The sequence below is a fragment of the Neisseria sp. HMSC058F07 genome (assembly GCF_001810035.1).
Classification (GTDB): Bacteria; Pseudomonadota; Gammaproteobacteria; order Burkholderiales; family Neisseriaceae; genus Neisseria; species Neisseria perflava.
Map to the genome: position 1 here is coordinate 470,594 of NZ_KV799706.1, position 26,195 is coordinate 496,788.

The 26,195-nt window shown below is 49.5% G+C and carries 27 protein-coding genes and 1 pseudogene; 9 read left to right on the plus strand and 19 right to left on the minus strand.

What is annotated here, in order from left to right:
• The 3 genes and pseudogenes from HMPREF2696_RS10255 to HMPREF2696_RS10265 form a co-directional block, all read left to right on the plus strand.
• Positions 1-211: pseudogene (locus HMPREF2696_RS10255) on the plus strand (TonB-dependent receptor); the annotation flags it as partial.
• 197 nt (positions 212-408) lie between these two features.
• Complete coding sequence (locus HMPREF2696_RS10260; protein WP_049332503.1) at positions 409-972, plus strand: peptidylprolyl isomerase; 564 nt, start codon at positions 409-411, stop codon at positions 970-972.
• A gap of 122 nt (positions 973-1,094) precedes the next feature.
• Positions 1,095-1,952 (plus strand): CAF17-like 4Fe-4S cluster assembly/insertion protein YgfZ, encoded by an 858-nt coding sequence (locus HMPREF2696_RS10265; protein ID WP_070588419.1) that lies wholly within the window; start codon positions 1,095-1,097, stop codon positions 1,950-1,952.
• A 240-nt stretch (positions 1,953-2,192) separates the two neighbouring features.
• Here the strand turns inward: HMPREF2696_RS10265 and HMPREF2696_RS10270 are convergent, their stop codons facing one another.
• On the minus strand, positions 2,193-3,659 hold the full coding sequence (locus tag HMPREF2696_RS10270; protein WP_070588420.1) for a PIN-like domain-containing protein: 1,467 nt from the start codon (positions 3,657-3,659) through the stop codon (positions 2,193-2,195).
• 120 nt (positions 3,660-3,779) lie between these two features.
• Positions 3,780-6,674 carry an alanine--tRNA ligase gene (gene alaS, locus HMPREF2696_RS10275; RefSeq protein ID WP_070588421.1) on the minus strand — a complete coding sequence of 965 codons (2,895 nt, stop codon included), beginning with the start codon at positions 6,672-6,674 and terminating at the stop codon, positions 3,780-3,782.
• Positions 6,675-6,924: 250 nt separating this feature from the next.
• Between alaS and HMPREF2696_RS10280 the strand changes: the two genes are divergently transcribed.
• Positions 6,925-8,055 (plus strand): polyamine ABC transporter substrate-binding protein, encoded by a 1,131-nt coding sequence (locus HMPREF2696_RS10280; protein WP_003685623.1) that lies wholly within the window; start codon positions 6,925-6,927, stop codon positions 8,053-8,055.
• Between the two features lie 165 nt (positions 8,056-8,220).
• On the opposite strand, the gene ubiE is transcribed toward HMPREF2696_RS10280, so the two are convergent.
• From ubiE to ilvD, 7 genes are all read right to left on the minus strand, one after another.
• Positions 8,221-8,958 carry a bifunctional demethylmenaquinone methyltransferase/2-methoxy-6-polyprenyl-1,4-benzoquinol methylase UbiE gene (gene ubiE / locus HMPREF2696_RS10285; protein WP_004519946.1) on the minus strand — a complete coding sequence of 246 codons (738 nt, stop codon included), beginning with the start codon at positions 8,956-8,958 and terminating at the stop codon, positions 8,221-8,223.
• A 29-nt stretch (positions 8,959-8,987) separates the two neighbouring features.
• Positions 8,988-9,221: an MBL fold metallo-hydrolase gene (locus HMPREF2696_RS10290; protein WP_234395079.1), complete on the minus strand. Its 234-nt coding sequence runs from the start codon at positions 9,219-9,221 to the stop codon at positions 8,988-8,990.
• Between the two features lie 139 nt (positions 9,222-9,360).
• Positions 9,361-9,792 carry a gamma-butyrobetaine hydroxylase family protein gene (locus tag HMPREF2696_RS10295; RefSeq protein ID WP_070504650.1) on the minus strand — a complete coding sequence of 144 codons (432 nt, stop codon included), beginning with the start codon at positions 9,790-9,792 and terminating at the stop codon, positions 9,361-9,363.
• A gap of 1 nt (position 9,793) precedes the next feature.
• On the minus strand, positions 9,794-10,027 hold the full coding sequence (locus HMPREF2696_RS10300) for a hypothetical protein (protein ID WP_039862213.1): 234 nt from the start codon (positions 10,025-10,027) through the stop codon (positions 9,794-9,796).
• 76 nt (positions 10,028-10,103) lie between these two features.
• Positions 10,104-11,393 carry a CAP domain-containing protein gene (locus tag HMPREF2696_RS10305; RefSeq protein WP_070588423.1) on the minus strand — a complete coding sequence of 430 codons (1,290 nt, stop codon included), beginning with the start codon at positions 11,391-11,393 and terminating at the stop codon, positions 10,104-10,106.
• Between the two features lie 68 nt (positions 11,394-11,461).
• A complete protein-coding gene (locus tag HMPREF2696_RS11940; RefSeq protein ID WP_256388404.1) occupies positions 11,462-11,593 on the minus strand; it encodes a hypothetical protein in 132 nt (43 codons plus the stop codon).
• Positions 11,594-11,662: 69 nt separating this feature from the next.
• Complete coding sequence (ilvD, locus tag HMPREF2696_RS10310) at positions 11,663-13,522, minus strand: dihydroxy-acid dehydratase (RefSeq protein ID WP_039862189.1); 1,860 nt, start codon at positions 13,520-13,522, stop codon at positions 11,663-11,665.
• A gap of 278 nt (positions 13,523-13,800) precedes the next feature.
• Here ilvD and HMPREF2696_RS10315 point away from each other — a divergent pair, with 278 nt between their 5' ends.
• On the plus strand, positions 13,801-14,364 hold the full coding sequence (locus tag HMPREF2696_RS10315) for a YceI family protein (RefSeq protein WP_004519939.1): 564 nt from the start codon (positions 13,801-13,803) through the stop codon (positions 14,362-14,364).
• A gap of 96 nt (positions 14,365-14,460) precedes the next feature.
• Here HMPREF2696_RS10315 and HMPREF2696_RS10320 read toward each other — a convergent pair whose 3' ends face one another.
• Together HMPREF2696_RS10320 and HMPREF2696_RS10325 are read right to left on the minus strand one after the other, a co-directional pair.
• Positions 14,461-15,408: a bile acid:sodium symporter family protein gene (locus tag HMPREF2696_RS10320; protein ID WP_070588424.1), complete on the minus strand. Its 948-nt coding sequence runs from the start codon at positions 15,406-15,408 to the stop codon at positions 14,461-14,463.
• A 150-nt stretch (positions 15,409-15,558) separates the two neighbouring features.
• Positions 15,559-16,440 carry an NAD(P)H-hydrate dehydratase gene (locus HMPREF2696_RS10325; protein WP_070588426.1) on the minus strand — a complete coding sequence of 294 codons (882 nt, stop codon included), beginning with the start codon at positions 16,438-16,440 and terminating at the stop codon, positions 15,559-15,561.
• A 53-nt stretch (positions 16,441-16,493) separates the two neighbouring features.
• On the opposite strand from HMPREF2696_RS10325, the gene HMPREF2696_RS10330 reads away from it, so the two are divergent.
• Positions 16,494-17,150 carry a cytochrome b/b6 domain-containing protein gene (locus tag HMPREF2696_RS10330; protein ID WP_070588428.1) on the plus strand — a complete coding sequence of 219 codons (657 nt, stop codon included), beginning with the start codon at positions 16,494-16,496 and terminating at the stop codon, positions 17,148-17,150.
• Between the two features lie 92 nt (positions 17,151-17,242).
• On the opposite strand, the gene HMPREF2696_RS10335 is transcribed toward HMPREF2696_RS10330, so the two are convergent.
• The 8 genes from HMPREF2696_RS10335 to HMPREF2696_RS10370 all read right to left on the minus strand — a co-directional run bounded on the left by HMPREF2696_RS10335 (position 17,243) and on the right by HMPREF2696_RS10370 (position 23,527).
• Positions 17,243-18,331 (minus strand): FlxJ family methyltransferase, encoded by a 1,089-nt coding sequence (locus HMPREF2696_RS10335; RefSeq protein WP_070588429.1) that lies wholly within the window; start codon positions 18,329-18,331, stop codon positions 17,243-17,245.
• A 36-nt stretch (positions 18,332-18,367) separates the two neighbouring features.
• Entirely contained in the window at positions 18,368-20,071 is a 1,704-nt protein-coding gene (locus HMPREF2696_RS10340) for an ApeI family dehydratase (RefSeq protein WP_070588431.1), read from the minus strand.
• 15 nt (positions 20,072-20,086) lie between these two features.
• Complete coding sequence (locus tag HMPREF2696_RS10345) at positions 20,087-20,842, minus strand: hypothetical protein (RefSeq protein ID WP_070588432.1); 756 nt, start codon at positions 20,840-20,842, stop codon at positions 20,087-20,089.
• A 39-nt stretch (positions 20,843-20,881) separates the two neighbouring features.
• Positions 20,882-21,421: a COG4648 family protein gene (locus tag HMPREF2696_RS10350; protein WP_070588433.1), complete on the minus strand. Its 540-nt coding sequence runs from the start codon at positions 21,419-21,421 to the stop codon at positions 20,882-20,884.
• Positions 21,422-21,492: 71 nt separating this feature from the next.
• Complete coding sequence (locus HMPREF2696_RS10355; RefSeq protein WP_003680823.1) at positions 21,493-21,741, minus strand: acyl carrier protein; 249 nt, start codon at positions 21,739-21,741, stop codon at positions 21,493-21,495.
• A gap of 12 nt (positions 21,742-21,753) precedes the next feature.
• Positions 21,754-22,014 (minus strand): phosphopantetheine-binding protein, encoded by a 261-nt coding sequence (locus tag HMPREF2696_RS10360; protein ID WP_003680822.1) that lies wholly within the window; start codon positions 22,012-22,014, stop codon positions 21,754-21,756.
• Positions 22,011-22,769 carry a lysophospholipid acyltransferase family protein gene (locus tag HMPREF2696_RS10365; RefSeq protein WP_049344240.1) on the minus strand — a complete coding sequence of 253 codons (759 nt, stop codon included), beginning with the start codon at positions 22,767-22,769 and terminating at the stop codon, positions 22,011-22,013. The genes HMPREF2696_RS10360 and HMPREF2696_RS10365 overlap by 4 nt, the downstream gene beginning before the upstream one ends.
• Positions 22,766-23,527: a beta-ketoacyl synthase chain length factor gene (locus HMPREF2696_RS10370; protein WP_070588435.1), complete on the minus strand. Its 762-nt coding sequence runs from the start codon at positions 23,525-23,527 to the stop codon at positions 22,766-22,768. Before HMPREF2696_RS10370 ends, HMPREF2696_RS10365 begins: the two co-directional genes overlap by 4 nt.
• Positions 23,528-23,637: 110 nt before the next feature.
• On the opposite strand from HMPREF2696_RS10370, the gene HMPREF2696_RS10375 reads away from it, so the two are divergent.
• The 3 genes from HMPREF2696_RS10375 (at position 23,638) to HMPREF2696_RS10385 (ending at position 26,149) form a co-directional block, all read left to right on the plus strand.
• Positions 23,638-24,126 (plus strand): hotdog family protein, encoded by a 489-nt coding sequence (locus tag HMPREF2696_RS10375; protein WP_141746367.1) that lies wholly within the window; start codon positions 23,638-23,640, stop codon positions 24,124-24,126.
• A 65-nt stretch (positions 24,127-24,191) separates the two neighbouring features.
• Positions 24,192-24,920 (plus strand): 3-oxoacyl-ACP reductase FabG, encoded by a 729-nt coding sequence (fabG, locus tag HMPREF2696_RS10380; RefSeq protein WP_003746422.1) that lies wholly within the window; start codon positions 24,192-24,194, stop codon positions 24,918-24,920.
• Complete coding sequence (locus HMPREF2696_RS10385) at positions 24,914-26,149, plus strand: beta-ketoacyl-ACP synthase (RefSeq protein ID WP_070588438.1); 1,236 nt, start codon at positions 24,914-24,916, stop codon at positions 26,147-26,149. The genes fabG and HMPREF2696_RS10385 overlap by 7 nt, the downstream gene beginning before the upstream one ends.
• Positions 26,150-26,195 lie beyond the last annotated feature (46 nt).

Sequence of the window (26,195 nt, forward strand, 5' to 3'; positions counted from 1 at the left end):
AAAAAAATACGCCTTCCCGTCCTATACCTTGGTTGACGTAGGCGCGCGCTACAAAACCAAGCTGGGCAAAAATACTTTGACCGTCAGCAGCTCGGTAGAAAACCTGTTCAACAAAAACTACTGGCAGGTACAGCGCGGCCAATACGACCGCAGCTTCGCAGTTGTCGGTATGCCGCGCACTTATTGGCTGAAAGCGGAATTGGATTTCTAATCTGATTTCGGTTTGACCGTAATAGCAGGCCGTCTGAAAGGGAATGATAAAAAGCAAGAATTTGTTTTATCCCTTTTCAGACGGCCTGATTTGATTGCCTTATGTTTTTCGCTTGAAAAATCTTACATGTTTTTTATGGATTTCACGCGAAACAAGGTTAATATTCCATTTTCACAATACATCATTCGAGAAGACATATGAAAAAATCCATCAAACTGACCCTGTGCGCCCTCGCACTCTCACTTTCCGTGCAAGCTCAAGCGGTTACCCATGCCGTGATTGAAACCAATATGGGCAACATCCAACTGGAGCTGGATGAAGTCAAAGCGCCAAAAACCGTGGCAAACTTTGTCAATTACGCCAAAAAAGGTTTTTACGACAACACGATTTTCCACCGCGTTATCGACAATTTTATGATTCAAGGCGGCGGATTTACCGAGAAAATGGTTCAAAAATCCACTGATAAAGCCATCACCAATGAAGCATACAACGGCTTGAAAAATAACGTCGGCACCATCGCCATGGCGCGTACCGGCGATCCGAATTCAGCAACCAGCCAGTTCTTTATCAATACAGCCGACAACGACTTTTTGAATTTCAAAAGCAAAACCCCTCAAGGCTACGGCTATGCCGTTTTCGGTAAAGTCACTTCCGGCATGGACGTGGTCCGTAAAATCAGCAAAGTGAAAACAGCGACACGCGGCTATCATCAAGACGTTCCAACCGAAGCCGTGATTATCCGCAAAGTCAGCATCAAATAATTTTGATTGTTTGAACCCAAACAACAGGCCGTCTGAAACATTCAGACGGCCTGAATTTATTTATTTGATAATAAGCGGCAATTTGGGCGATAATTCAGCATCCACAATTTAAGGAGTCGATTATGCAAACCCGCCTGCCTTTTTTCAGCGTTGTCCGTGTCAGCGGTGAAGACAGAGCTTCATTTCTTCATGGCCAATTATCCAACGATATTAATAATTTAGCTTCCGGTCAGGCATGTTACGCCACATACAATACACCTAAAGGCCGTGTGTTGGCGAATATGTTGGTCGTCAATCGCGGAGAAGATTTACTGTTGATCATGGCACAAGATTTGACCGAAGCCATCGTCAAACGCCTGAGAATGTTTGTCTTGCGTGCAAAAGTCGTCTTCGAGTTGATGCCTGATTTGGCAGTAAGCGGCGAGTTGGCAGACAATGCAGAACCTCATCCTGCTGCCGAACCGCAACTGTCTTTCCCGGCTCAAATTCAAGAAAACACCGTAGAAATTGCCCTGCCGCACACAGGCCGTCTGAAAATTTCAGCAGCCGAAAACGCAGCCGAATATCAGGCAGGAGCCGAAAACGCATGGAACCTGCACGAAATCCGCAGCGGCTATCCGTGGATTTGCGCCGCAACCAAAGAAGCGGCTGTTGCCCAAATGCTCAACCAACATATCATCGGCGCCGTCCATTTCCGTAAAGGCTGCTACCCCGGCCAAGAAATCATCGCCCGCGCCCAATACCGAGGCCAAGTCAAACGCGGTCTGGCCGTATTAAGTGGCGATTCTTTAGAAGCCGCCGGTATTGCCGTTAAAGTCGGCGAAGAAGAAGCAGGCGTCATCCTCAATACAGCACTGACTGAACAAGGCAGCCTCAGCCTCGCCGTTATCAAGTTTTCCGCAGCAGAAGCAGCATTGACCGATGCAGACGGCAGTGCTTTGAAACAGGAAGCACTGTTTTTTACAGTTGAGAAAGATTGATGTTAGATGATTGAATAAAAAGCTTAAATTTAAGGATTAATCAGCTTAAAATCAAAACAGAAAGGCCGTCTGAAAATTATTTTTCAGACGGCCTTTGATATTGAGTTTTGTTGGTACATGACCCAAGCAGCGTTTGCTGCCGACTGAATTACGGCATGGTTTGAAATCATTCGGTAGCAACAAAAACTGCGTACGTACCGCACACGGTTGACAGGGGTGCGGGCTACGGCTTGCTTTGTGTCATTCTTCATTTAGCTTTTCTATCATGTAAGCACAATGTCCACAAAATGGGGCGCAATCTAATTCTTGCGGGAGAATTTCAGCACCACATGCTTGACATTCTCTTAAGGCATGATAATCGCATTCTGTGCAAACATTGGCATCGACTAAATAAGGAGAAAAACACTCAGGGCAGTTTACAATTTTTTCATAACTATCAAAGTAATTAATTGAGTCATTAAATGCGAAATATTTAAAAACATACTCTCCTTCAGGTAATGCATTGCCACGTTCTGCATGTAAGTGGATATTAAAATCGTAGGTTGTACCTGTTGCGGCATGTGGATCGCTGTATACGCCACTTGGACTATCGATCAATCGTACTGAAACTTTAGGAACAATTTTAAATCTTGGATTAAATCTTCCTGTTACAGTAAAACGAGAAGTTGGCCTGCTAATAGTACAAATCAAATATCCAACGTTACTATTATCGTCAATATATTCAATTTCTTGTTGTACATCTTTTACAGTGTGAATTTTTGAGTGCAGAAGAGATTTATTTTGTTTGTGTGTTTCTTGATTAATTTTTTCTTTATCTAATTGTTTTACCTCATCTATGGCATCTTTATTATCAATGTCCTGATCATCTGTTTTATATTTTTCCGCCAATGCAAGAAAACTCTTCGTTTGCAATACAAGAATTTTACATTCTCTATCTTGAGCTTCTTTTTTTAACTCAAGCCGGAGACCAATTGTCTTGCCTGAACGTCTTTCCCACCAATCTTCTTTTTGTTCAGAGGTAACTAAAATAATGGGTTTTTTAATTTGATTGCCATGCCTGAGTATTTGTTCCCATAAGAAGAAATCGCCATATTTTCTATCTTTTCCATCCTTTCCTGCATCCGCATATCCTGGAGGAATTTTATTTTCAAATCTTTTATTGGCCAGTTCAATTAATTCTTTTTTATCAGATTCTGAAAAAGGCTCACCTAAGCAATCATTATCTCCAAATAATTCTAAAATATTCTCAAGAACATTATCTGATTCTGTATTATTTATATATGCATCATCCCATTCAACTTTATCAAGCTTCTCTAAAATATCAGTTTTGTATTTATCAAGCTCCAACGCATCAATTAATTTCTTAGATATAGCTCGATTCCCCTTTATATCACTGGCAATGTTATCTATCTTATTCTTAATGTTTTGGATTGTAGAGGTTTGTGCAGCTTCAAATTGTTCTTTTGCAGAGTAAATTACTTCATTCTTATTTTTAAAGAATTCATTGGCAGCTTGGTCTGAGAGCCAAATCCTCCCCTTGAATAGCTTTAAACTATTCAAAATACTTTCTCTAGTGTCTTTATGGTAACGATATAAATCCAATAAAACATTTGTATCAACTGTTAATACTGCATTTTCCCAAATTTCTTTTTTTTCTTTTTCGGTTAATGGTAGTGCCCATTTAAATACATCTTTTATAGAAGGCATTTTTGTTTCCTTGACTTTTAAAATTATAAAAATCTAATAGCAAGGTTGGATCATGACCCAACATTTTTATATTTTTCTGCATAAAAGGCAGCCTGAAACTTTCAGGCTGCCTTTCTTACATCAAGCCAGCTTCGCTCCGACCCAGTCTTTCACGCTGTCAATCATCGCGGGCAGTTTCTCCACATCGCTGCCGCCGGCCTGTGCTAAATCCGGTCTTCCGCCGCCTTTGCCGCCGACTTGTTCGGCTGCGAATTTAACCAGATCGCCTGCTTTGACTTTGCCGGTCAACGGTTTGGATACGCCGGCGCATAGGAAGACTTTGCCGTCGTTGACTGCGGCGAGCAATACGATGGCTTGTTCTGATTTGCCAGTCAAGTCGGTTACGATTTCGCGCAGGGCTGCGGCATCGGCTTCGATTTGTGCGGCAACGAGTTTGGCTGCGCCCAAGTCTTTTGCATCGTCCAAGAGTTTGGCGCCTGCGTGGACGGCGAGTTCGGCTTTGGCGCGTGCCAATTCTTTTTCCAATGCTTTGGCGTGTGCCGCACCTGCTTGGATTTTCGCCAGTACGTCTTTTTCGGTTTGGGCTTTGGTTTCGGCAATAATGTCTTTAACCAAACGCTCTTGCTCTTGCGCCCATTTGAGTGCGTTCAGGCCGGTGATGGCTTCGATACGGCGTACGCCTGCGGCAATACCGCCTTCGCTGATGATTTTGAAGAGGCCGATGTCGCCGGTGCGTGAAACGTGTGTACCGCCGCACAATTCGGTAGAGAAACCGCCCATTTGCAGTACGCGTACTTCGTCGCCGTATTTTTCGCCGAAGAGCATCATGGCGCCGGTTTTTTGGGCATCTTCCATGCTCATAATGGCTGCGTTGACGGCAACGTTAGCCAAAATGGCTTCGTTGACGCGGCGTTCTACTTCGGCGATTTCTTCGGCAGTGACCGCTTGAGGATGGGAAATGTCGAAACGGGTGGATTCGGCGGTAACCAAAGAGCCTTTTTGTTCAACGTGTTCACCCAATACATCGCGCAGGGCTTTGTGCATCAAGTGGGTCGCGCTGTGGTTGCGCATATTGGCATTGCGGATTTCGTCATCCACTTTGGCGGTAACGCTGTCGCCGACTTTCAGACGGCCTGAAGTTTGTACGCCGAATTGGCCGAATACAGCCGCTTTGATTTTTTGGGTATCGCGTACTTCAAAGCGGTTTTCGCCTGCAAAGATATAGCCGACGTCGCCGACTTGGCCGCCGGATTCTGCATAGAACGGGGTAAAGTCGATAACGATGGCACCTTCGTCGCCTTCGTTCAATTCGTTGACTTGCTCGCCGTCTTTGTAGAGGGCGAGGACTTTGGATTCGGTTTGGCGTTCGCTATAACCTTTAAACTCGGTGTCTTGACCTTCGTAAGGCAGTTGGGCGTTGGCTTTGAAGCTTTGTGCGGCGCGTGCGCGTGCGCGTTGTGCATCCATTTCGCGGTTGAAGCCTTCTTCATCCAAATCGATGCCCAATTCGCGCGCCATGTCGGCAGTCAGGTCGTAAGGGAAGCCGTAGGTGTCGTAGAGTTTGAAGATGTGTTCACCACCGATAACGAGTTTGCTGTTGGCGATGTTGTCCATCAAATAGGCATTTAAGGCTTCGGCAAACGGTTTTTCCGCGTCGGGAATATGGGCGGTTTCCAAAGCAGCCTGCAAATCGATATACATGCCTTCGTTCAGGCTACCTGAAACTTGGGGACGGATAACGATTTGCTTTTTGCCTGAAGCGGCACGGGAGGCGGCGGTGAATTCCACACCCTCTGCGGTTTTCAATGCCAGTGGTTTGCCCGCACCATCTTGCGGCAGCAGGCTTTCCAGTTTCAAGAATTTCATGCCGTTGAACACTTGATTGAACAAGCCCATGCCTTTTTCCAGCGTTTCGCCGAAACGGCTCTCTTCCGCGCGCAGGGCTTCCATAATCTGCGTCTGCTTCTCTTTCAACTCAGGATAAGCATCACCCATTACTTTCACCAAGTCGGGCACGAGTTTGTAGAAAAACGCTTGTTTCTGACCGAGTTTGTAACCGTGGCGTACGGCGCGGCGGACGATGCGACGCAGTACATAGCCGCGGCCTTCGTTGGACGGCATCACGCCGTCTGCAATCAGGAAGGAGCAGGAGCGGATGTGGTCGGCGATGACTTTCAGGCTTGGTTCTTCCATGCTGAACGGCGCGCCGGTTTCGCGGGCAACGGCTTTGAGCAGGTCTTGGAACAGGTCGATTTCGTAGTTGCTGTGGACATGCTGCATGACGGCGGCCATACGTTCCAAGCCCATGCCGGTATCAACGGATGGTTTAGGCAGCGGATTCATATTGCCTTGTTCGTCGCGGTTGAACTGCATAAATACGCAGTTCCAAATTTCGATCCAGCGGTCGCCGTCTTCTTCAGGGCTGCCCGGAATGCCACCCCAGATTTCTTCGCCGTGGTCGTAGAAAATTTCGGAGCAAGGGCCGCAAGGGCCGGTGTCGCCCATTTGCCAGAAGTTGTCAGACGCGTATTTCGCGCCTTTGTTGTCGCCGATGCGGACGATGCGCTCGGCAGGCATGCCGATTTCGTTCAGCCAGATGTTGTAGGCTTCGTCGTCTTCTGCGTAAACGGTCGCCAAGAGTTTGTCTTTAGGGATGTTCAACCATTCCGGGGAAGTCAGGAACTCCCAAGCGAAGTGGATGGCGTCGCGTTTGAAGTAGTCGCCGAAGGAGAAGTTGCCCATCATTTCAAAGAAGGTGTGGTGACGGGCGGTGTAGCCGACGTTTTCCAAGTCGTTGTGTTTGCCGCCTGCGCGTACGCATTTTTGCGCGGTAGTGGCGCGGTTGTAGGGGCGTTTGTCAAAGCCGAGGAATACGTCTTTAAATTGGTTCATGCCTGCGTTGGTAAACAGCAGGGTCGGGTCGTCGTGTGGTACGAGCGAGGAGGAGCGGACGATGGTGTGGCCTTTGGATTCGAAAAATTTCAGGAATTTTTGGCGTAGTTCGGTGGTTTTCATAATGTCTCGATAAATTTTTTACAAGGATTTCAGACGGCCCGGACGGCGCGTTGCGATTAAAAACGAATGGGCGTTATCTTACCGCAAAACCATATTTCAAGCTATCGGCAGAAAGGTTTTAAGTTGGCTGCAATCCGTCTTTCAGACGGCCTCAAGCGGGACGATATCTTTTAACAATGAAGCCTATCCGCTCGGGCTTGCCTGCTTTATAATGCCTCTCTATTTTCAACCGGATACGCAAGGAATGATAATGACCAAACATCTGCCCCTCATCGTACTGACTGCGCTGGCACTGGCCGGCTGCGGCGGCTCGGACAAAACTTCTGCCGACAAGGCGGCTCAAACCGATAATCAAAAGGTATTGAGCATTTACAATTGGTCGGAATATGTCGATCCCGAGACGGTTGCCGCGTTTGAGAAAAAACACGGTATCGCAGTAACTTACGATGTATATGACAGCGATGAAACGCTGGAGAGCAAGGTATTGACCGGCAAGTCGGGTTACGACATCGTGGGTCCTTCCAATGCGTTTGTCGGTAGGCAGATTAAGGCAGGTGCGTATCAAAAAATCGACAAGTCTCTGATTCCCAACTATAAAAACTTGAATCCGCAGTTGATGAAACTGATGGAAGGTGTCGATCCGGGGCATGAATATGCAGTGCCGTTTTATTGGGGTACCAATACTTTCGCCATCAATACCGAGCGTGTGAAAAAGGCGTTGGGCACGGATCAGCTGCCGGACAATCAATGGGATTTGGTGTTTAACCCTGAATACACGTCCAAACTCAAACAATGCGGCATCAGCTATTTGGATAGCGCGGCGGAAATTTATCCTATGGTGTTGAACTATATGGGTAAAAATCCAAACAGCAGCGAAACGGCGGATATTAAGGCGGCTACGGAAGTTTTGAAGAAAAACCGTCCATACATCAAGCGTTTTACCTCGTCCGGTTTTATCGATGATTTGGCGCGCGGCGATACTTGCGTAACGATTGGCTTTGGCGGTGATTTGAACATTGCCAAACGTCGTGCCGAAGAAGCAGGCGGCAAGGAAAAAATCCGTGTGATGATGCCGAAAGAAGGCGTGGGGATTTGGGTGGATTCGTTTGTGATTCCGAAAGATGCCAAACATGTGGCCAATGCCCATGCGTATATCAATGATTTCTTAGATCCTGAAGTTGCGGCGAAAAACGGCAATTTTGTTACTTATGCGCCGTCTAGCAAACCGGCTCAAGAGCTGATGGATGAAGAGTTTAGAAACGACAATACGATTTTCCCGACCGATGAGGATTTGAAAAACAGCTTTATCATGGTGCCTATCCAACCGGCGGCGTTGAAATTTATGGTCCGTCAATGGCAAAGTGTGAAAGCAGGTACATAAGCTGATTTGAACGTATTAAGGCCGTCTGAATGGTGTAACCGAAATGTTTGATTTCGTTTTACGGCTGTTCAGACGGCCTTTGGTTTGTGTCAGATTGGCTTGGATAAGGTTTAAAAACAAAGGGCGTGTCTATCAATCACGCCCTTTTGTTCGTTTCAGACGGCCTTAGAATTTCACGCCTTTATGCAGGGCGACGATACCTGCGCTCATGTTGTGGTAATCCACGCTGTCGAAGCCTGCATCCAGCATCATTTGTTTCAAGGTTTCTTGGTCGGGGTGCATACGGATGGACTCGGCGAGGTATTGGTAGCTGTCGGCATCTTTGGCAATCAGTTTGCCCATAATCGGCAACAGTTTGAAAGAGTAGAGGTCGTACACGCCTTCCAAAGGTTTGTACACTTTGGAGAATTCCAACACCAGCAGAGTGCCGCCCGGTTTTAATACGCGGTACATCTCTTTCAGCGCGGCATCTTTGTGCGTCATGTTGCGCAGGCCGAACGCGACGGAAACCAGATTGAAATAGTTGTCGGGGAATGGCAATTTTTCAGCGTCTGCCAACGATACGGGCAGAATCATGCCTTCGTTGAGCAGGCGGTCGCGGCCGACCGTCAGCATGGAGGAGTTGATGTCTGTCAGCCAAACTTCGCCTTCTTTGCCTACACGTTTTGCCCAGCCTCGGGACAAATCGCCAGTACCGCCGGCGATATCCAATACTTTGTCGCCTTTTTTCAGGCGGGCGGTATTGATGGTGAAATGTTTCCAAACACGGTGCAGACCGCCGGACATTACGTCATTCATAATGTCGTAGTTTTTTGCCACGGAGTGGAAGACTTCTGCAACTTTGCCTGCTTTTTCGTCTTCGTCAACGGTAGAGAAGCCGAAATGGGTTTTGTGGTCGCTCATAGTGTCTGCCTTCTTAAAATAATACGGATTCAGATATCGAATACGTCGAAATCACCAACCACTTTCGACGCGGGAAATATTGTTTGTGTCTGTTGCTCCAGCATCAGGCGTTGCTCTTTTTCGGTATAACGTGCGCTGATGTGGGTCAGGTAAAGTTGTTTCACATTGGCTTGCAAAGCCAGCTTGGCGGCATTGGATACGGTTGATTGGAACACTCGTTCCGCTGTCTCTTCATCGCCTGCCGCAAAGGTTGCTTCATGCACCAAAACGTCTGTGTTTTGTGCGGCGTGCGCTGCCTGCGGATAGGCTTTGGTATCATCGAAGATGGCTACTATCTATCTTTTTTGGGCGGGGAGAGGTCAATGATCCTACCGTCGTCCAATGTTACGGTCTCGCCTTTTTTCAGACGGCCTTTCCGCCGCAACCGCCACTACCGCAGGAATGCGTGTGTTTGGGTTTCAAATCTTCGGCACTTGGTGTTCTAGACGCGCCGGCTTTTTCGAGGCGGTCGAGATAGTTTTGCCAAAGCGCGTCTTGATTGTGCGCTAGTCGGTAGAGATAGTCCCAATCGTAAAGGCCGCTGTCGTGGCCGTCTGAAAAAGTAATTTTCAATGCGTATTGGCCGACGGGGTCCAAATCGGTAATGCTGACTTCGGCTTTGCCTGTTTGCAAAACATCTTGGCCGGCACCGTGTCCGCGCACTTCCGCACTGGGCGAGTACACGCGCAGATATTCGGCAGGAAGGCTCTTGGCACCGTCAACATAGACCAAAGTCAGTACGCGCCGCTCTTGCTGGAGGCGGATTTCTTGTGGAATTTTATCGGCTTGGGTCATGTCATGCTCCGTTCTTTTTACGCAAATAGGCAACGCGTACAGAAAAAATACCGCCAAGTACGGCAAACAGCACGATTGCGTAGAGTGAAAGCCGTATCAGGCTTACTTGCGTGCCCGCCGTCAGCCCCAAAGGCAGCAACATGACGGCAACGAACAGTAAAAACGCGGCCAACATGGCGGCAATGCTGGCAAAGGCATAGCGGGTATTGGCTGCTGTTTGCGGATGTTTGGTCATATTGGATAGCTTGCCATAGGGGGGTGAGGCGGTATTTTATCAGCTTTTTGGTGCTTCATGCCGTCTGAAAACGGCTTTATTTCCATAAATAAAGTGTAATGGCGCGCCTGTCTTCGCCTTCGGGCATTAAGCGGATGCTGCTGCCTTTGCTTCCGTTGACACGGATAATAATACCGCCGGCCTGTCGTTCGATAATGTCGATTTGGGTGTCGCGGTTCATGCGGTAGTTGTAGCGTTCGCATTGCTTCAAGCACCAAAAATCCTGCCAATGGATAAAATATTTTTGTCCGGATTCGATGGCCAGCGTTTCACCGCCTTTGACGATGAAGTAAGGATAATCGGGTTTTTGAGTGCTGAATGTCCATTCGGCCGTTTTGTCTTTTCCGTTTTGATGGTATTGGAACACGGCTCGGTAGTCGGTGTCGTATTCCAATGGTTGTAAAGGAAACAGCGCAAATTGACGTTCGGTCAGGAGGCGGTTTGGGTCATTATCTTTATCTAATATTTTGACGTCTCTGATTTCTTTTGTGTCCTGATACAGTTTGAACGAACGCATTTTGACCGGAGGTGATTGCTCTGAGAACGCGATGCTGACCGGATTGCCGGTCATTTCATAATGCGGCATAGGGTCGGGACGTTCGCCGTGGAAAACCGGCGAAGCGAAATTACCTTGCGGATAGGTGACGTAAGGTCGGAATTTACGGTTGGAGATTTCATCTGCATAAACAATGGCATGACCATGACAGGCATCTTGATAAAACGAACGGCTGAGGTCGGATAGTGGGCGGTTTTTTTGGCAGAGGCTGTTAAATCTGCTGTCGCCTTGATTGATGCTCAGTGCGATTTGTTTGCCTTGCGATTCAAATGCCGCTCCGGCTTCGTCGATATTTTGATCGAGTAAGGAGAGACGGTGATAAATCGCCGTCATCAGATTATCCAGCTGATGTTGGGCAGGTAGATGGTCGTTGATTTTTTCGTTTGGCGGATGCTGGCCGGTGCTGACGTTTTCGTGCACGCCTTTATAGGCATAACCGGCTTTGCGTGTGCGGTCTGATGGGCGTGGGCCTGTATAAAAGGGATTGCGTGTATTGTGTTCGTCATGTCCGTCGTCAGGGTTTTGCAGCAGATAGCGGGCATGATTACGCGCGGCGCGTGCGAGTGTGGCTGAGTGCGCCAGTGCGGGCAGATTGGCTGAGGAGCGGAGGAAGTTTAAATACGCCAAGGCATCAAAATCGGCAACGGCAGTACGATTTTGCGGCGGTCGGGCGTAGATGAGCTGGTCTTCAGAATAGCGATGGGTTTCGTAGTATTGGAATATGCCGAGGGCGACGGCAAAACCACTCAGCCAGTAAAGAATGTGTTTCATTATATGTACTGCGTTCAGACGGCCTTGAGCTGCGGCTCTTTTCCTTTGAAACTCATGCCGTTAAATGATTATTTTGACAGCGGCTTGACTTGGAATGCTTCAGGATGGGATTTGAAATATTCGACAGCGATAAATCCGCCGCCAATAATAATCAACAGGGCAATGGCCATGCCGATCATCGCTAAAATGAATTTGTCCATATTTGTCCGTTTGAATGAAGGCCGTCTGAAACACTTGAAAGCGTTCAGACGGCCTTAAAGTCAGGTTAATTAACGTTCGATTTGCGATACGTCGCGTACTGCGCCTTTGTCGGCGGAAGTCGCCATCGCGCCGTAGGCACGCAGGGCTGCGGAGACGTAGCGGTCGCGGTTTTCCGGTTTCCACGCTTTGCTGCCGCGTGCTTCCATTTCGGCACGGCGTGCGGCAAGCTCTTCATCGGAAATGACAAGGTGGATGCTGCGGTTTGGAATATCGATTTCGATGGTGTCGCCTTCGTGTACCAAACCGATTGCGCCGCCTTCTGCCGCTTCAGGCGAAGCGTGACCGATGGACAGGCCGGAAGTACCGCCGGAGAAGCGGCCGTCGGTCAGCAGGGCGCAGGCTTTGCCCAAACCTTTGGATTTCAGGTAAGAAGTCGGATACAGCATTTCTTGCATACCCGGGCCGCCTTTAGGGCCTTCGTAGCGGATAATGACGATATCGCCGGCCACGATTTGATTGCCCAAAATACCTTCTACTGCGTCTTCTTGGCTTTCAAACACGCGGGCGCGGCCGGTAAATTTGAGGATGCTCTCGTCCACGCCTGCGGTTTTCACCACGCAGCCGCGCTCGGCGATGTTGCCGAACAATACTGCCAAACCGCCGTCTTGCGAGTAGGCATGTTCAACATCGCGGATACAGCCTTTTTCGCGGTCGAGGTCGAGGGTTTTCCACATACGGTTTTGCGAGAACGCCTGAGTAGTGCGCACGCCGCCGGGAGCTGCTTTGAAACGCTCGATGGCATGGGTGTTTTCAGGGTTGGTCACGTCCCATTTTTCAATTGCGTCTTTCAGGGTCGGCGCGTGGATGGTGTACACGTCGGTGTGCAGTTTGCCTGCTTTGTCCAATTCTTTCAGGATGGCGAAAATGCCGCCGGCGCGATGCACGTCTTCCATGTAGTAGTCGTGGTTGTTTGGCGCGGTTTTACAGATGCAAGGTACAACGCGGCTCAGGCGGTCTATGTCGGCCATTTTGAAATCCACGCCCGCTTCGTTGGCAACGGCGAGCAAATGCAGGATGGTATTGGTAGAGCCGCCCATGGCGATGTCCATGGTCATGGCGTTTTCAAACGCTTTTTTAGTGGCAATACTGCGCGGCAATACGGTTTCGTCGTCTTGCTCGTAGTAGCGTTTGGTGATTTCGACAATCATGCGGCCGGCTTCGAGGAACAATTCTTTGCGGCCTGTGTGGGTCGCCAAGTATGAACCGTTACCCGGCAGGGAAAGGCCGAGTGCTTCGGTCAGGCAGTTCATGGAGTTGGCGGTAAACATGCCGGAGCAGGAGCCGCAAGTCGGGCAGGCGTTTTGCTCGACTTCTTCGACTTGTTTGTCGCTGATATTGTCGTCAGCCGATTCGATCATAGCGTCAATCAAGTCCAAACGGCGTTCTGGTTGAATATTGGCTACGCCGATAACTTTACCGGCTTCCATCGGGCCGCCGGAAACGAAGATGGTCGGAATGTTCAGGCGCATGGCGGCAATCAGCATGCCTGGGGTGATTTTGTCGCAGTTGGAAATGCAGACCAGAGCATCGGCGCAGTGGGCGTTGACCATGTATTCGATGGAGTCGGCAATCAGGTCGCGGCTGGGCAGGGAGTAGAGCATGCCGCTGTGGCCCATGGCGATGCCGTCGTCAATGGCGATGGTGTTGAATTCTTTGGCAATGCCGCCGGCTTTTTCGATTTCACGGGCAACCAGTTGGCCCATATTGTGCAGGTGCACATGGCCTGGGACGAATTGGGTGAAGGAGTTGGCAATGGCGATAATCGGTTTGCCGAAGTCGGTTTCCATGACGCCGGTCGCACGCCACAATGCGCGCGCGCCTGCCATATTGCGGCCGTGGGTAGAGGTTTTGGAGCGGTATTCAGGCATTTTTGTTCCTTTGTTTTATGCTGAGGCCGTCTGAAATAGGCTGGTTGGTTGGCGGCCCGTTGTAGAAATAACTGGCTATTTTATACCAATTACGAGCGATGAAGCACGCTATTTTGTAATAAAACTAAACTGTGTTTGCTTCACCTGAATTTGCTGTCCTCTCGTTCAGACGGCCTGAAGTTTTCTTAGGATGAAACGTTGTCTTTCTCATTTGCAAAAAATGTTGGCATCAAAAAGTGATATGATAGGGAACTTCTCACATTTCTAAGGATAAGACGATGAAAAAAATCATGTTTGCATTGTGTTCGGCCATGTTGGCTTCTGCTGCGTCTGCCGCTGTTTATAAAGTGGACGAATTCCATGCCAATGCCCGCTTTGCCATCGACCATTTCAACACCAGCACCAACGTCGGCGGTATTTATGGTTTGACCGGCAATTTGGAATTTGACCGTGCCAAACGCCAAGGCTCAATCGATATCGTATTGCCTTTGTCCAAACTGCAAACCGGTTCTGACCGCTTTACCCAACACTTGAAATCTGCCGATATTTTCAATGCAGACAAATACCCTGAAATCCGTTTTGTATCCACCAAATTCAATTTCAACGGCAAAAAACTGCTTTCCGTTGATGGCAATCTGACTATGAACGGCAAAACTGCGCCGGTGAAACTCAAAGCCGACAAATTCAACTGCTACCAAAGCCCGATGTTAAAAGCAGAAGTGTGCGGCGGCGATTTCAGCACCACCATCGACCGTACCAAATGGGGCTTGGATTATTTGGTAAGTGCCGGTATGAGCAAAAAAGTTAACATAAATATCCAAATCGAAGCAGTGAAACAATAATACTGCTTGATTTCAAAATAAAGGCCGTCTGAACAGGTAAGGCAGAAATCGTTGATTTCGTTTATCCCTGTTCAGACGGCTTATGATTAAAGACGTTTAGGATTCTTTATTTTTATCGGCTTTGGCTGCCCAATAAGTTGCCAGAAGCGAGCCGGAGATATTGTGCCACACGCTGAACAATGCGCTGGGAACGGCAACGACCGGCGCGGCGGCAAAGTGTGCGGCGGCAAGGGCGGCACCCAAGCCTGAGTTTTGCATACCGACTTCGATGGCCAGCGTTTTTTGTGCATCATAAGCCAGGCCGGTCCATTTGGCGGCAAAGAAGCCGAGCAGATAGCCGATGCCGTTGTGGAGTACGACAACCGCGAAAATCAGCAGGCCGCTTTCAATAATCTTGCCTTTGCTGGCGCCGACTACCGCGCCGATAATCAGTACGATGGCGGCAACGGAAACCAGCGGCAGCGCGTCGGTCAGTTTTTCAGTTTTGTTGCCCAAGGCTTTATGGACAATCAAGCCCAAAACGATGGGGAATAAAACCATTTTGACGATGGACATCAACATACTGCCCGCTTGGATTTCCAGCATTTCACCGGCAAGCATCAGGAAGATAGCGGGGGTCAGCAATGGAGAAATCAGAGTAGAAACCGATGTAACGGCAACCGACAAAGCCACATTGCCGCGCGCCAGATAAGTCATTACATTGGAAGCCGTGCCGCCCGGGCAGCAGCCGACCAAAATCACACCGACTGCGATTTCGGCAGGCAGGTTTAACAGCTTGGCCAGCAGATAGGCGGTTGCCGGCATGATGGCGAATTGTGCAATCACGCCGATGATGACGGCTTTGGGGCGTTTGAACAAAATATCGAAGTCGGAAGGTTTGAGCGTCAAGCCCATGCCGAACATAATGATGCCCAGAAGCCAAGGAATGTAAGGGCCGACCCATTTGAAGGTGTCGGGTGCGAAAAAAGCGATGCCGGCAAAGAGCGCCGCCCAAAGGGAAAATGTTTTTCCAATAAAGTTGCTGATTTTATTGAGGATACTCATGATAATATGTTGTGAAGTTGTTTTTAAGGGAAATCAAGGATACACGCCTTAACCTTAATTTGCAAAATGACTTAAAAATAAACCAGGCCGTCTGAAAATAGAGATTGATTTTCAGACGGCCTGCAATTTGTATTTATGATATAGATAGTATTACTCTTTTGATAAAATATTGCGCAGCCATCGGGCGGCAGGTGCGATTTCTCCGGCGAGCATGCCGGTTTCGATTTGGCTGCTGTGTTTGATGACATCGGCTGCCGCTCCGTGTAGCCATACGCCGGCACAAGCGGCCTGGAATGCCGGAATGTCTTGTGCCATCAGGCTGCCGATAATGCCGCTCAAGACATCGCCGCTGCCGGCGGTGGCCAAACCGGCATTGCCGCTGGTGTTGGTATAGACTATGCCGTCTGCCGTGGCCACCAATGTATGATGGCCTTTCAACACGACGGTCGCGCCATATTTACGGCTGATTTCGGTTACGGCTTTTTGCCTGTCGGCTTGAACTGATTGAGTATCGGTACCGATTAGGCGGGCGGCTTCGGCCGGATGGGGTGTCAGGACGATATGTTTGTACGATTTGAGGCGTTCGGCCAATTCGGGAGAACGGGCCAGCAGTGTCAAGGCATCTGCATCGATCAATAAAGGCCGGTCATGGTGTGTCGACAGGATTTTGGGTAGCAGCTGCTCCGATAATCCGTCCAGACCGAATCCGCAGCCGATTACCCGTGCGCTGACATCGTTGCGCTCCATCAGTTGGGTCGCAGTGGCAAGCATGATTTCAGGGCGTTCGGGAATGATGGCAAAAGGCAGCGCGGCTTGGTTGAAACCCGCCCAAACCTTGCCGCATCCTTGATATATGGCGGCTGTAGCTGCCAAAACTACCGCACCGCTCATTCCCGTTGCGCCGCCGATAATGGTAAGCGTGCCGTATGTGCCTTTGTGCGACTCTTGGGCACGAGGGCGGAATACGTCGGGAAATACTAAGGCCGTCTGAAAGGCCTGAAGCGATTCGGGAAGCGTGTAGATGGGCTGCATGGCGTAATCTTCCAAGATAAGAAATTTAATTTTAAATCAGAAAGTAAAAGGTAATGAAGCAAAAAATAAAAGTTTGGGACGCACCTACGCGCCTGTTCCATTGGCTCTTGGTGTTATTGATGGGATTCATGTGGTACAGCGCCACCCGAGGCGGCGATATGCTGGTATGGCACTTGCGCGGCGGCTTGTTGATGCTGGCTTTGGTGGTTTTCCGCTTGTGCTGGGGGATATGGGGCAGCGATACGGCAAGATTCAGCCGTTTTGTGCGTCCTTTTTCCGAAATCCGCCGCTATACGCAAGGTCAAATGTCTGAAGACGAATTGGTCGGCCACAATCCTTTGGGCGCGCTGATGGTCATCGCTTTATTGGCCGCCTTGGTTTTTCAGACGGCCACAGGCTTATTTGCCGCCGATGAAAATACGTTTACCAATTCCGGTTTTTTGAATCATTTGGTCAGCGAACACGCCGGTACGCTGGCGCGAAAAATCCATGTCAATTTCTTTAATATTTTGGCCGTTTTGGCGGCTGTACATATCGCGGCTGTTTTGCTGTATCGCTTTGTGAAAAAACAGGATTTGATTACGCCGATGATGAGCGGCTTTAAAACCATTGATGCTAAGCAGCCTAAATTGGCCGGAATGGGACAACTGCTTGCCGCTTTGTTGGTGGCGATTGCTTTAGTGTGCGCAGTATGGATGTTGCGCGGCTGATGTTTTAAGGCGGACACCCAAAAACAAACCGACCCCGATAGCTGCAATGGCTGTTGGGGTCGGTTGCTTTTTAGGGTTTAAAAGATGATTGTTCAGACGGCCTTAACGCAGCGCAGGATGCTGTGTCCGCGGCCGATGCCGTCTGAAATTTCCGCTACTTTCAATCCGGCTTTTTCAACGCAACGGATCAGGTCTTCAGAATGGAAGATTTTGCTGTTGCCGTTGGCCATGGCAGTGAAATACAGGCTGGTCATGGTCAGGCAGTAGGCGGCGGTTTCGTAGCGTTGTCTGTCCCAGAAAGGCTCCATGATGTAGAGACTGGTGTTTTCGCTCATAGATGCAGCGGCGCGTTGAAGAATGCTGGTGGCTTGTTCTTCGGTGAAACAGTCTAGGAATTGGCTCATCCAGATCGCGTCAAAACCGGTCGGGAACGGAATCTCAGGATCAAGCAGGTTGGCCGGATGAGCGTGGATACGGTCTGCGCTGTTTTTGCCTTTAGTCGCTTCGCGCATCAAGCCGATTTGTTGCGGCAGATCCATGATGGTTACTTCGACTTCGGCATTGTGGTTGACGCATTGCTCCGCCCAGCGGCCGGTATTGCCGCCTACATCGAGCAGTTTTTTGACCGGTTTGGCGAACACGGTGTTGAGTGCTTCGGAGAAGGAGTTGTCGGAATAATAATGGTCGAATGCAAACCATTTTTCCTGCGCGATGCTTGGCAATGAAGACAAGCCTTCGTAAATGGTCGGCCAGTCGCCGAATACTTTCAGGCCTTCGGGCTTGCCGGTTTGCAGGGTTTTTTCCAGATCAAACATGCCTTGGTAGCAGATTTCCTGCGTGAAATCCATGTTGACGCGGGCCATTTTGTCTTTGAGGACAAACCAACCGGCCTTGCTGATGAAATAGCGGTCGTCGCGAGTCAAAACAGTGCCGATAGACAGCGAAGCTTCCAGCAGGACTTGTGCCGCGTAGTTGCTGATTTTCGCTTTTTCAGCGATTTCGGCTTGAGTGAGGCCGTCTGGATGGTCGTTCAGCAAATCCAGAATGCCAAATTTCACCATCAGGCGGGAAACTTGGAACACAATCGGTGCAAAAGCGATTTCTTGAGCCAGACGTTGAGCCTCGCCTGCGGACTGGTGTTCGTGGGAATAGCGTTGTTCTAGGGCAGGGAAGAGTTGCATATTGTTGGTTTTCCACTAAAAAGTTAATAAGTATATTCAGACGGCCTCAAACACAATCCGTCCTGATGCACACGGATGCTCTCCGTTGTTGATTTTAAAACTCAGTTTGTTTTTACCTTCATCGTATTTCAGCTCCACCGACACTTCATCGTGAGGACGGATAAACTGCTGATATTTTAGATTTTCGATGCGGATGACGCGCTGTTTGCCCCATGGCTTGGGCGCAATCAGGTTGCGCACCCACTGCAGCTCGACCACGCCGGGAACCAGCGGGAAGGTGGCAAAATGGCCGCCGAAATAAACCAAATCCAAGGGCACGCGGCCGATAAAAGTTTCGGTATTGGTTTCATCGTCAGATGATGTTTTCGACCAAACGGGAGAAGTTTGGGCAACGGTAAAGGCCGTCTGAAAATCCGACGCGGCTATTTTGGCTTGGGCGTTGCGCGGCAGGCTGTCGGTAAAACGCCAGTAACGCGGCAGGGCGATGGTGTCCTGTGTGGCAGCCAGATGGCGTTTGAGCGTATCGGCAACCGCAGCGCGGCCTTTCTCGCGCAAGCCGGCGATACCGTCTGCGTTCAATGCCGCCCATATGGCAATGCGTTGATGTTGCGGATGACGGCCGCAATGGGCGTCGGCAATCCAAGGGTGCTGTAAAAGCTCGTGTTCGATTTGGGTCAGCGACACGCGTTTGTCCTCAAATTTAATAATGCGGTCTTGGCGACCGAGTAACAGAAAACCGTCATCTTGCGGCTCGATTAAATCGGCTGTTTGACGGCGTTCGGGCGACCAAGGCGAAGAAGCCCACAGTGCGCCTTCTTCGTTTTGCCCGATTTCCACGCCTTCGAAAGGCTGCCATTCTTGGCGTTCGCAACGTGAGGCAATCACGCCGGTTTCGGTACTGCCATAGACTTCAAACGGGCGGACGGCAGCCTGTTGCAGCAAATCCGCCGTGGCTGAAGGAAGCGCGCCTCCCGCCGAGACAATGCCTGCAATTTTATGGCCGATACTTTGCCAGTTGCGGTTTTCACCCAAGCGGTTGAGTACGGCCGGGCTGGCAATCCAAACCACTTTATCATGTGCTGCCGTGCTGGAAAGCAGGTTTTCTGGATAAACAGCCTGCTGTCGTTCCATAGTCCAACCCATTGTCAGCGCGAGTGCGAAGCGGAACGTGAAGCCGTAAAGGTGTTGCGGAATTACGCTGCCGATCACGGTTTCACCGTGTTGTCCAAATGGCAGCGTATTTGCCAAAGTCAGGGTTTCTGCCTGCATTTGCGCGGCGGTTTTCACAATAATTTGCGCTTCGCCGCTGGATCCTGATGTTTTCAGCCATGCTTCGGCATGGTCGGGAATCAGATAGTTTTCAGGATAGGTGTTCAGCTCTTCCAAATCTGTTTTAGCTAATACATCAGGCAAGTGCCAGATATTTAGGCCGTCTGAAGACAGCTTTTTATCTGTTGAATCTGTTAAAAACGCCTCTGCAGTTTTCCCCCATTCTAAATTGTCTTGCGCCAAATTGGGCAGCAATAAAACCTTCCCGCCAGAATGCCACACTGCCAGCACAGCACAGGCAAACAGTGCGGCATCATCAAACCACAACGCGGCCGTTTGCACGCCTGCCTGTTTCAGACGGCCTGACAGATGGAAAACCGCACGGTTGAAATCAGCACGCGTCCAATTCGGATGCGTGGCGATAAGGTCGTGTTGGGGCAGGTCGGGGGATAGAATTTGGGTTAGGTGCATGATGGTTCTAAGGTTTTATAATTTTGATATATTTGCCTTGGTATCTTCTTTGAATTGGGCCAAGCATTCATCGTATTGTTTGTTTGTCGTTTGGCGTACCAATTGGTAATTATTTGCCTGCCACTCTTCCAATGAATGGCTTTCACTTCTTTTGAAGCAATGGAGTAAGCGATCGGTTTTGCCGTTTTGTCCGTCTAAAAAAAGGCTGACTTCATTGTTCAGAAAGAATCGGTCTCGTTTATTGAATTTTTCATAAACCAAATAGAAACGGCCCGGTTGGATAAATAGTTTTTTATTGGCACTATTGCCTTTAAATGACCGTTTTGCCGCCCAATCGCGAACTTTGGGGGAGAATTGTTCAAAAACAGGATTCGCAAAATTCGGTTTAATGGGCTTCCCGCTTAAACTGTGTTTGCCCAGCAGGTCAGGGCCTTCATATCCAATATGATTGCTGTTGCGGGCAAGAATCAGTAATGCAAAAGTTGCTGTAAATACGGCTGTTTGTGCCGCCCTTGCTTTTACCGTATTGGATTTCCGAATAATCATCAAATTCATGCTGCTGGTTGTAGTATCGTCAGAATACCTATTGTGTATTCGGTCAATGACGGTCAGGTTTCCTGAGCGCGTTTTGATGGTGTGGCTGGCAACTTTCGTATAATTTTTTTTATATTCGGCTTCTGCCTTTTCTTCAGGGGATAAAGGCGTTTTAGATGTCGAAGAACATGCGGTAAATGTGAAGGAAATCAGGGTGAGTAGGATAATTTTTTTCATTATGGTTATTCGTCTAATTGATGAAATATTTTTAATGGATTAAACCTTCAAAACCAATTTCCGATAAATCCACTCTCCGGCAAATAAGATTCCCATTAACACATAAGACACGATGCCCGTATAAGCCGCCCACCAGTCGTAATATTGCAAGCCAGCCAAAATGGCGGCGGTTGCGCCGTTGAAGATAAAGAACGCGCACCAGATTTGCGTAACGCGCCGAGTGTGGCGCACGCCTTCGGGGGGAAGGTCGGGATGTTGCAGTCGGGCGAGACGTTCGATGACAGTTTGTTTGGCAAACAGGCTGCCGCCGAAAATGGCAAGCATCAGCGCGTTGACGGCGACGGGATACCAATACATCGAGTCAGGCCGTCTGAAAACCAGTACCGCTGCAAAAAAAGCGGCAAGGATAATCGCCGTAATGCGTTGGGCTGTGGTTTGCGGCATGGCGGCGCGTATCAGCCATAACACACACATAACCGCTGCAAGCCAGAAAAATGCGCCGTTTTCCCTGCCGTAATACCATAGAAGCGGATAGGCGAGGCTGGTGAGGGTAAGCAGGAGTTTTCCTAATATTTTCATGGTGCAATTGATTCTCAGACGGCCTTGCCGATTGACAAGGCCGTCTGAAAATATGCTGATTCAAAGCGGAATCAGGAATCTTGTTGTACTTTCAAAACCGCTTGAACCACGTCTTCTACGGTACGCACATTGCGGAAGTCTTCGGCTTGCAGTTTGCGGCCGGTTTCGCGTTTGATGTGGTCGATAAGGTCGATGGCGTCGATACTGTCGATTTCCAAATCTTCGTAGAGGTTGGTTTCGGGTTTGATGCGTTCCGGTTCGATTTCAAACAGGTTAACCAGTGCATCGGTCAGCAGGGTGCGTACTTCTTGTTCGGTCATCTTCTCTCTCCCTTATGCTTGGCGGCTCTTGACGAACTCGGCCAGAGTTTTGACGTTGGCGAAGTTTTCGCGCAGGTTGTCGTTTTCGCCGTCGAGCTGGAAGCCGAAGGTTTTTTGTACGGCCAAACCAAGTTCCAATGCATCAACCGAATCCAGGCCCAAGCCGTCGTCGCCGAAAAGCGGATCTTCGCTGCCGATGTCAGCAACGGTAATGTCTTCCAGACCTAAGCTGTCGATGATTAATTGTTTGATTTGGTTTTCTAAATTGCTCATGTGGTTTTCCTTGTGAAATAGTCTTGCAGGTATTCGTTTAAACGTCGTGCGGCGATGGGCAGGGGTTTTTCTGCCAGCCATTCTTCAGGCAGGATGTCGTCGCCGACGGTAATTTCATAATGAATTTTTTGTGGCGGGATTTTGTACCACGGTTGCCCCTTTTTAAAATTGGGCGGCGTCATCTTGATGCATACGGGCGTGATGACTGATGCGCTGCGCAAACCGAGTGATACGGCGCCGCGGTGCATTTTAACCTGTCCGTCCCAACCTGTGCGCGTGCCCTCGGGGAAAATCAGCAGACTTTGCCCACTTTTGAACACGGCGTCGATTTCTTCCAGCATTTCCATGCTTTCGTCGTTGGGGATGTAGCCGGAGGCGATAATCTGGCTTTTCATGCTGGGGTTGTGCAACAGGTCTTTTTTAACCAGTACGTTTGGCTCTGAATAATGGCTAATCAGCAAGACGACATCCAAAAGCGAGGGATGGTTGGCAAGAATGAGCTGGCCGGGCCTGCCGAGTTTTTCCAAGCCGTTGAAACGAACGCTCAATACGCCCGACCATTGCAGGTAGCCGACGAAGAAACGCCAAACTTTGCCTATCATGCGCCTTGCTTCAAGTTGACGTTTGATGTCGCCTTTGGTCGATTTGAGCGTATAGGGTAAAAGTGCGATTTTGAACAATACGCCTGCAACGCCGAAGAGGATGAAGCCGAAGAGTGTAGCAAAAAAGCGACGGAAATAGTCTAAAGTCTTCATGCGTTTTTCTGCCAGTGCCAGTTTCTACCGATATATTGTTGCGTATGTTGTCGGCCGTCTGAAAGCAGGAAGCGTACCCACTCCAAGCTACTCCAGTAGGGCTCGACTGTTGTATTGTTAGGGTTTTCAGACGGCCTTGCGGATGAGGTTTCCAAGCTTAAGGTATAGTCTTCGCCTTTGGTGATGACCAGTGCCAATGCATAGGCAAACGGCGCACGTGTAGCCAAGACGGGATAGTCTTCAGACAACGGATCATCGGCGACAATCACTAAAACAGACGGTGCGCCGTCTTGCAAAAGCGCGAATGCTTCAGTCAGCGCGGTTTCAAAGGAATCGGCGGCAACGGCTAACGCGGTATGTTCGCTCATGTCTTTGCGCAACATCGACCATTGTCCAATCGTTGCGTTGTGGACGGACAGGCCGAATGAAGTCGGCGAGACGGTATGCGTGTTCAAAAGCTCTTGCCATAATTCAAAGCTGCGGTTGCTTTCGCCGTCGTGCGAAACGTAAACCGGTACGCTTTCGGGATATTGGTCGGCCAGATTCCATGCGGCATCACAAACCAAGCGTGCCGCTTTTCCCAAGCGGCGGCGTTGCATAGGCGGCAAAAAGGAGAGCGCGGGTTTGCACTCCGGCAGGGATGCGGTATCGAGTTTTCCCTGCGCCCAGTCCTGCCATTGCTCCGGCGTACTGATTTTGCTGGAGGAGGCCTGCCATGCGGCGATATTGAAGCTGAAACGGCAAACGTTTTGAGGCATGATGTCTTTCAATGTTTTACATTTTCATACATTGTAATGAAATAGGTTAGTAAAAGCTAGGCTCTGTTATAATGCATATTGTAACGTAATTTATTCCCGGATGACATTTTATGCCTTCAATACCGAGTGCCCCGATTTATGATGTGGCTTCGCTGCTTCCGCACAGCGGACATATGGTGCTTATCGACTGTGTGAAAGAGTTTGGCGATGACTATACGGTTTGCCGTGCGTCGGTTGGTGATAAGCATATTTTGCTGCAGGACGGCGTGTTACCATCTATGGCTTATATGGAATTGATGGCGCAGGGCATAGGCGCGTTTGCAGGCATTGAGGCTTTAAAGGCCGGAGAGCCTGTACGCTTGGGTTTTTTATTGGGAACGCGCAAGCTGGATTTGTTTGCTGATTCCGTGCCTGTCGGTACTGAGCTGGAAGTCAGGGCGCATGTGTCCATTCAGGATTTGGGCGGCATGGGCGTATTTGATTGCGAGTTGCGCTGGACGGATGCGCCGGAAGATGTGAAGCATCTGTTGCCGCCGGACGGTTTGCTGGCAAAAGCTTCTTTAAATGTGTACAGTCCGAAAGACGGTCAAGTCATTTAAACCGTTTACAAGGCCGTCTGAAAAGACAAAGATTCAGACGGCCTGTCGATATAGTGAGAAAACGTATGAGTGAAACTATTTTAATTACAGGGTCTAATCGCGGTATCGGCAAAGCCGTCGCGCTTGGTTTGGCGCAGGACGGCTTTGATATTGTCGTCCACTGCCGCAGCCGCCGTGATGAAGCGGAAGCTGTTGCGGAAGAAATCCGTGCATTGGGTAGAAATGCGCGCGTGTTGCAGTTTGATGTGTCCGACCGCGAAGCCTGCCGTGAAATTCTGACTGCCGACATTGAGGCAAACGGCACATATTACGGCGTGGTGTTGAACGCCGGCCTGACGCGCGACAATGCGTTTCCTGCGTTTACAGATGATGATTGGGACTTAGTGCTGCGTACCAATTTGGACGGTTTTTATAATGTGTTGCACCCTTTGACCATGCCGATGATTCGCCGCCGCAAAGCCGGACGGATTGTGTGCATGGCGTCAGTATCCGGTTTGACGGGCAACCGCGGTCAGGTCAATTACAGCGCGTCCAAAGCGGGCTTAATCGGCGCGGCAAAAGCCTTGGCGGTTGAGTTGGCAAAACGCAAAATTACCGTCAACTGCGTGGCACCGGGCCTTATCGATACCGATATTATTGATGAAAACGTGCCTGTCGAAGAAATCTTAAAGGCCGTCCCTGCCGCGCGCATGGGATTGCCGGAAGAAGTGGCGCATGCGGTGCGCTTTTTGATGGATGAAAAAGCGGCGTACATTACGCGCCAAGTGATTGCTGTGAACGGAGGTTTGTGTTGAATACTAGAAGAGTCGTTGTAACAGGTATCGGCGGTATTACCGCTTTCGGTCGTGATTGGCAAAGTATTCAGACGGCCTTTAAAGCCGAAAAAAACGCGGTCAAATACATGGACTGGAGCGGACGCTTTCCTGAATTGGAAGCGCAACTGGGTGCTCCGATTGAAGGCTATTCTCCTCCCAAACACTGGACGCGCAAGCAGCTTAGAAGCATGGGTCGCGTATCGCATTTGTGTGTCGATGCGGCGGAGCAAGCCTTGACGGATGCGGGTTTGCTGGGTGATGAAAGCATTACCGACGGCCGTATGGGCGTGGCATGCGGTTCGTCTGTCGGCAGCACCAAAGACATCGGCGATATGGGCGAACTTTTGATAACAGGCACATCGCGCAATTTCAACGCCAATACTTATGTGCGCATGATGCCGCATACGACTGCCGCCAATATCGGCATTTTCTTCGGCTTGAAAGGCCGCATTATCCCGACTTCGAGCGCGTGCTCTTCCGGTAGCCAAGGCATTGGTTATGCCTATGAAGCGATTAAATACGGCCTGATTGATATGATGTTGGCTGGCGGCGGCGAAGAATTTTGTCCGTCCGAAGTGTATGTATTTGATTCGCTTTATGCCGCCAGTCGCCGCAACGGCGAACCTGAGTTGACCCCGCGCCCTTACGACAACGCTCGAGACGGTTTGGTTATCGGCGAAGGCGCAGGCATTTTCGTATTGGAAGAATTGGAACACGCCCGTGCGCGCGGTGCGAAAATCTATGCCGAGCTTGTCGGCTATGGCGCCAACAGTGACGGCAGCCACGTTACCCAGCCGCAAAAAGAGACCATGCAAAAATGTATGGAGCTTGCGCTGAAAGATGCCGGTATTACGCCTGATAAAGTCGGCTATGTCAGCGGCCACGGTACGGCGACCGAAAAAGGCGATATTGCCGAAACGCTGGCGACTGAGGCAGTGTTTGGTTTTGTACCGATGAGTTCGCAAAAAAGCTATCTCGGCCATACACTCGGCGCATGCGGCGCATTGGAAGCCTGGTTTACTATCGAAATGATGAACAACGGCTGGTTTGCGCCGACTGTCAATTTGGAAAACATCGATCCGCGTTGCGGCAAGGTGGATTACATCCAAACAGGCGGACGTGAGATTCAAACAGATTATGTGGTCAGCAATAACTTTGCTTTTGGCGGCGTCAATACTTCGCTGGTGTTCAAACGTTGGCAAGAATAATCATCGCTTGATGTTATGATTAAAGGCCGTCTGAAACGTATCTTGA

Excerpts from the sequence above, each read along its gene's own strand:
- ilvD (WP_039862189.1), bottom strand. The coding sequence starts at position 13,522 with ATGCCTGAATACCGCTCCAAAACCTCTACCCACGGCCGCAATATGGCA.
- HMPREF2696_RS10370 (WP_070588435.1), bottom strand. The coding sequence starts at position 23,527 with ATGCCTCAAAACGTTTGCCGTTTCAGCTTCAATATCGCCGCATGGCAG.
- HMPREF2696_RS10315 (WP_004519939.1), top strand. The coding sequence starts at position 13,801 with ATGAAAAAAATCATGTTTGCATTGTGTTCGGCCATGTTGGCTTCTGCT.
- HMPREF2696_RS10340 (WP_070588431.1), bottom strand. The coding sequence starts at position 20,071 with ATGCACCTAACCCAAATTCTATCCCCCGACCTGCCCCAACACGACCTT.
- HMPREF2696_RS10350 (WP_070588433.1), bottom strand. The coding sequence starts at position 21,421 with ATGAAAATATTAGGAAAACTCCTGCTTACCCTCACCAGCCTCGCCTAT.
- HMPREF2696_RS10360 (WP_003680822.1), bottom strand. The coding sequence starts at position 22,014 with ATGAGCAATTTAGAAAACCAAATCAAACAATTAATCATCGACAGCTTA.
- HMPREF2696_RS10345 (WP_070588432.1), bottom strand. The coding sequence starts at position 20,842 with ATGAAAAAAATTATCCTACTCACCCTGATTTCCTTCACATTTACCGCA.
- HMPREF2696_RS10270 (WP_070588420.1), bottom strand. The coding sequence starts at position 3,659 with ATGCCTTCTATAAAAGATGTATTTAAATGGGCACTACCATTAACCGAA.
- HMPREF2696_RS11940 (WP_256388404.1), bottom strand. The coding sequence starts at position 11,593 with ATGGACAAATTCATTTTAGCGATGATCGGCATGGCCATTGCCCTGTTG.
- HMPREF2696_RS10335 (WP_070588429.1), bottom strand. The coding sequence starts at position 18,331 with ATGCAACTCTTCCCTGCCCTAGAACAACGCTATTCCCACGAACACCAG.
- alaS (WP_070588421.1), bottom strand. The coding sequence starts at position 6,674 with ATGAAAACCACCGAACTACGCCAAAAATTCCTGAAATTTTTCGAATCC.
- HMPREF2696_RS10375 (WP_141746367.1), top strand. The coding sequence starts at position 23,638 with ATGCCTTCAATACCGAGTGCCCCGATTTATGATGTGGCTTCGCTGCTT.
- HMPREF2696_RS10295 (WP_070504650.1), bottom strand. The coding sequence starts at position 9,792 with ATGACCCAAGCCGATAAAATTCCACAAGAAATCCGCCTCCAGCAAGAG.
- HMPREF2696_RS10325 (WP_070588426.1), bottom strand. The coding sequence starts at position 16,440 with ATGCAGCCCATCTACACGCTTCCCGAATCGCTTCAGGCCTTTCAGACG.
- HMPREF2696_RS10355 (WP_003680823.1), bottom strand. The coding sequence starts at position 21,741 with ATGACCGAACAAGAAGTACGCACCCTGCTGACCGATGCACTGGTTAAC.
- HMPREF2696_RS10305 (WP_070588423.1), bottom strand. The coding sequence starts at position 11,393 with ATGAAACACATTCTTTACTGGCTGAGTGGTTTTGCCGTCGCCCTCGGC.
- HMPREF2696_RS10260 (WP_049332503.1), top strand. The coding sequence starts at position 409 with ATGAAAAAATCCATCAAACTGACCCTGTGCGCCCTCGCACTCTCACTT.
- HMPREF2696_RS10320 (WP_070588424.1), bottom strand. The coding sequence starts at position 15,408 with ATGAGTATCCTCAATAAAATCAGCAACTTTATTGGAAAAACATTTTCC.
- ubiE (WP_004519946.1), bottom strand. The coding sequence starts at position 8,958 with ATGAGCGACCACAAAACCCATTTCGGCTTCTCTACCGTTGACGAAGAC.
- HMPREF2696_RS10365 (WP_049344240.1), bottom strand. The coding sequence starts at position 22,769 with ATGAAGACTTTAGACTATTTCCGTCGCTTTTTTGCTACACTCTTCGGC.
- fabG (WP_003746422.1), top strand. The coding sequence starts at position 24,192 with ATGAGTGAAACTATTTTAATTACAGGGTCTAATCGCGGTATCGGCAAA.
- HMPREF2696_RS10330 (WP_070588428.1), top strand. The coding sequence starts at position 16,494 with ATGAAGCAAAAAATAAAAGTTTGGGACGCACCTACGCGCCTGTTCCAT.
- HMPREF2696_RS10300 (WP_039862213.1), bottom strand. The coding sequence starts at position 10,027 with ATGACCAAACATCCGCAAACAGCAGCCAATACCCGCTATGCCTTTGCC.
- HMPREF2696_RS10265 (WP_070588419.1), top strand. The coding sequence starts at position 1,095 with ATGCAAACCCGCCTGCCTTTTTTCAGCGTTGTCCGTGTCAGCGGTGAA.
- HMPREF2696_RS10280 (WP_003685623.1), top strand. The coding sequence starts at position 6,925 with ATGACCAAACATCTGCCCCTCATCGTACTGACTGCGCTGGCACTGGCC.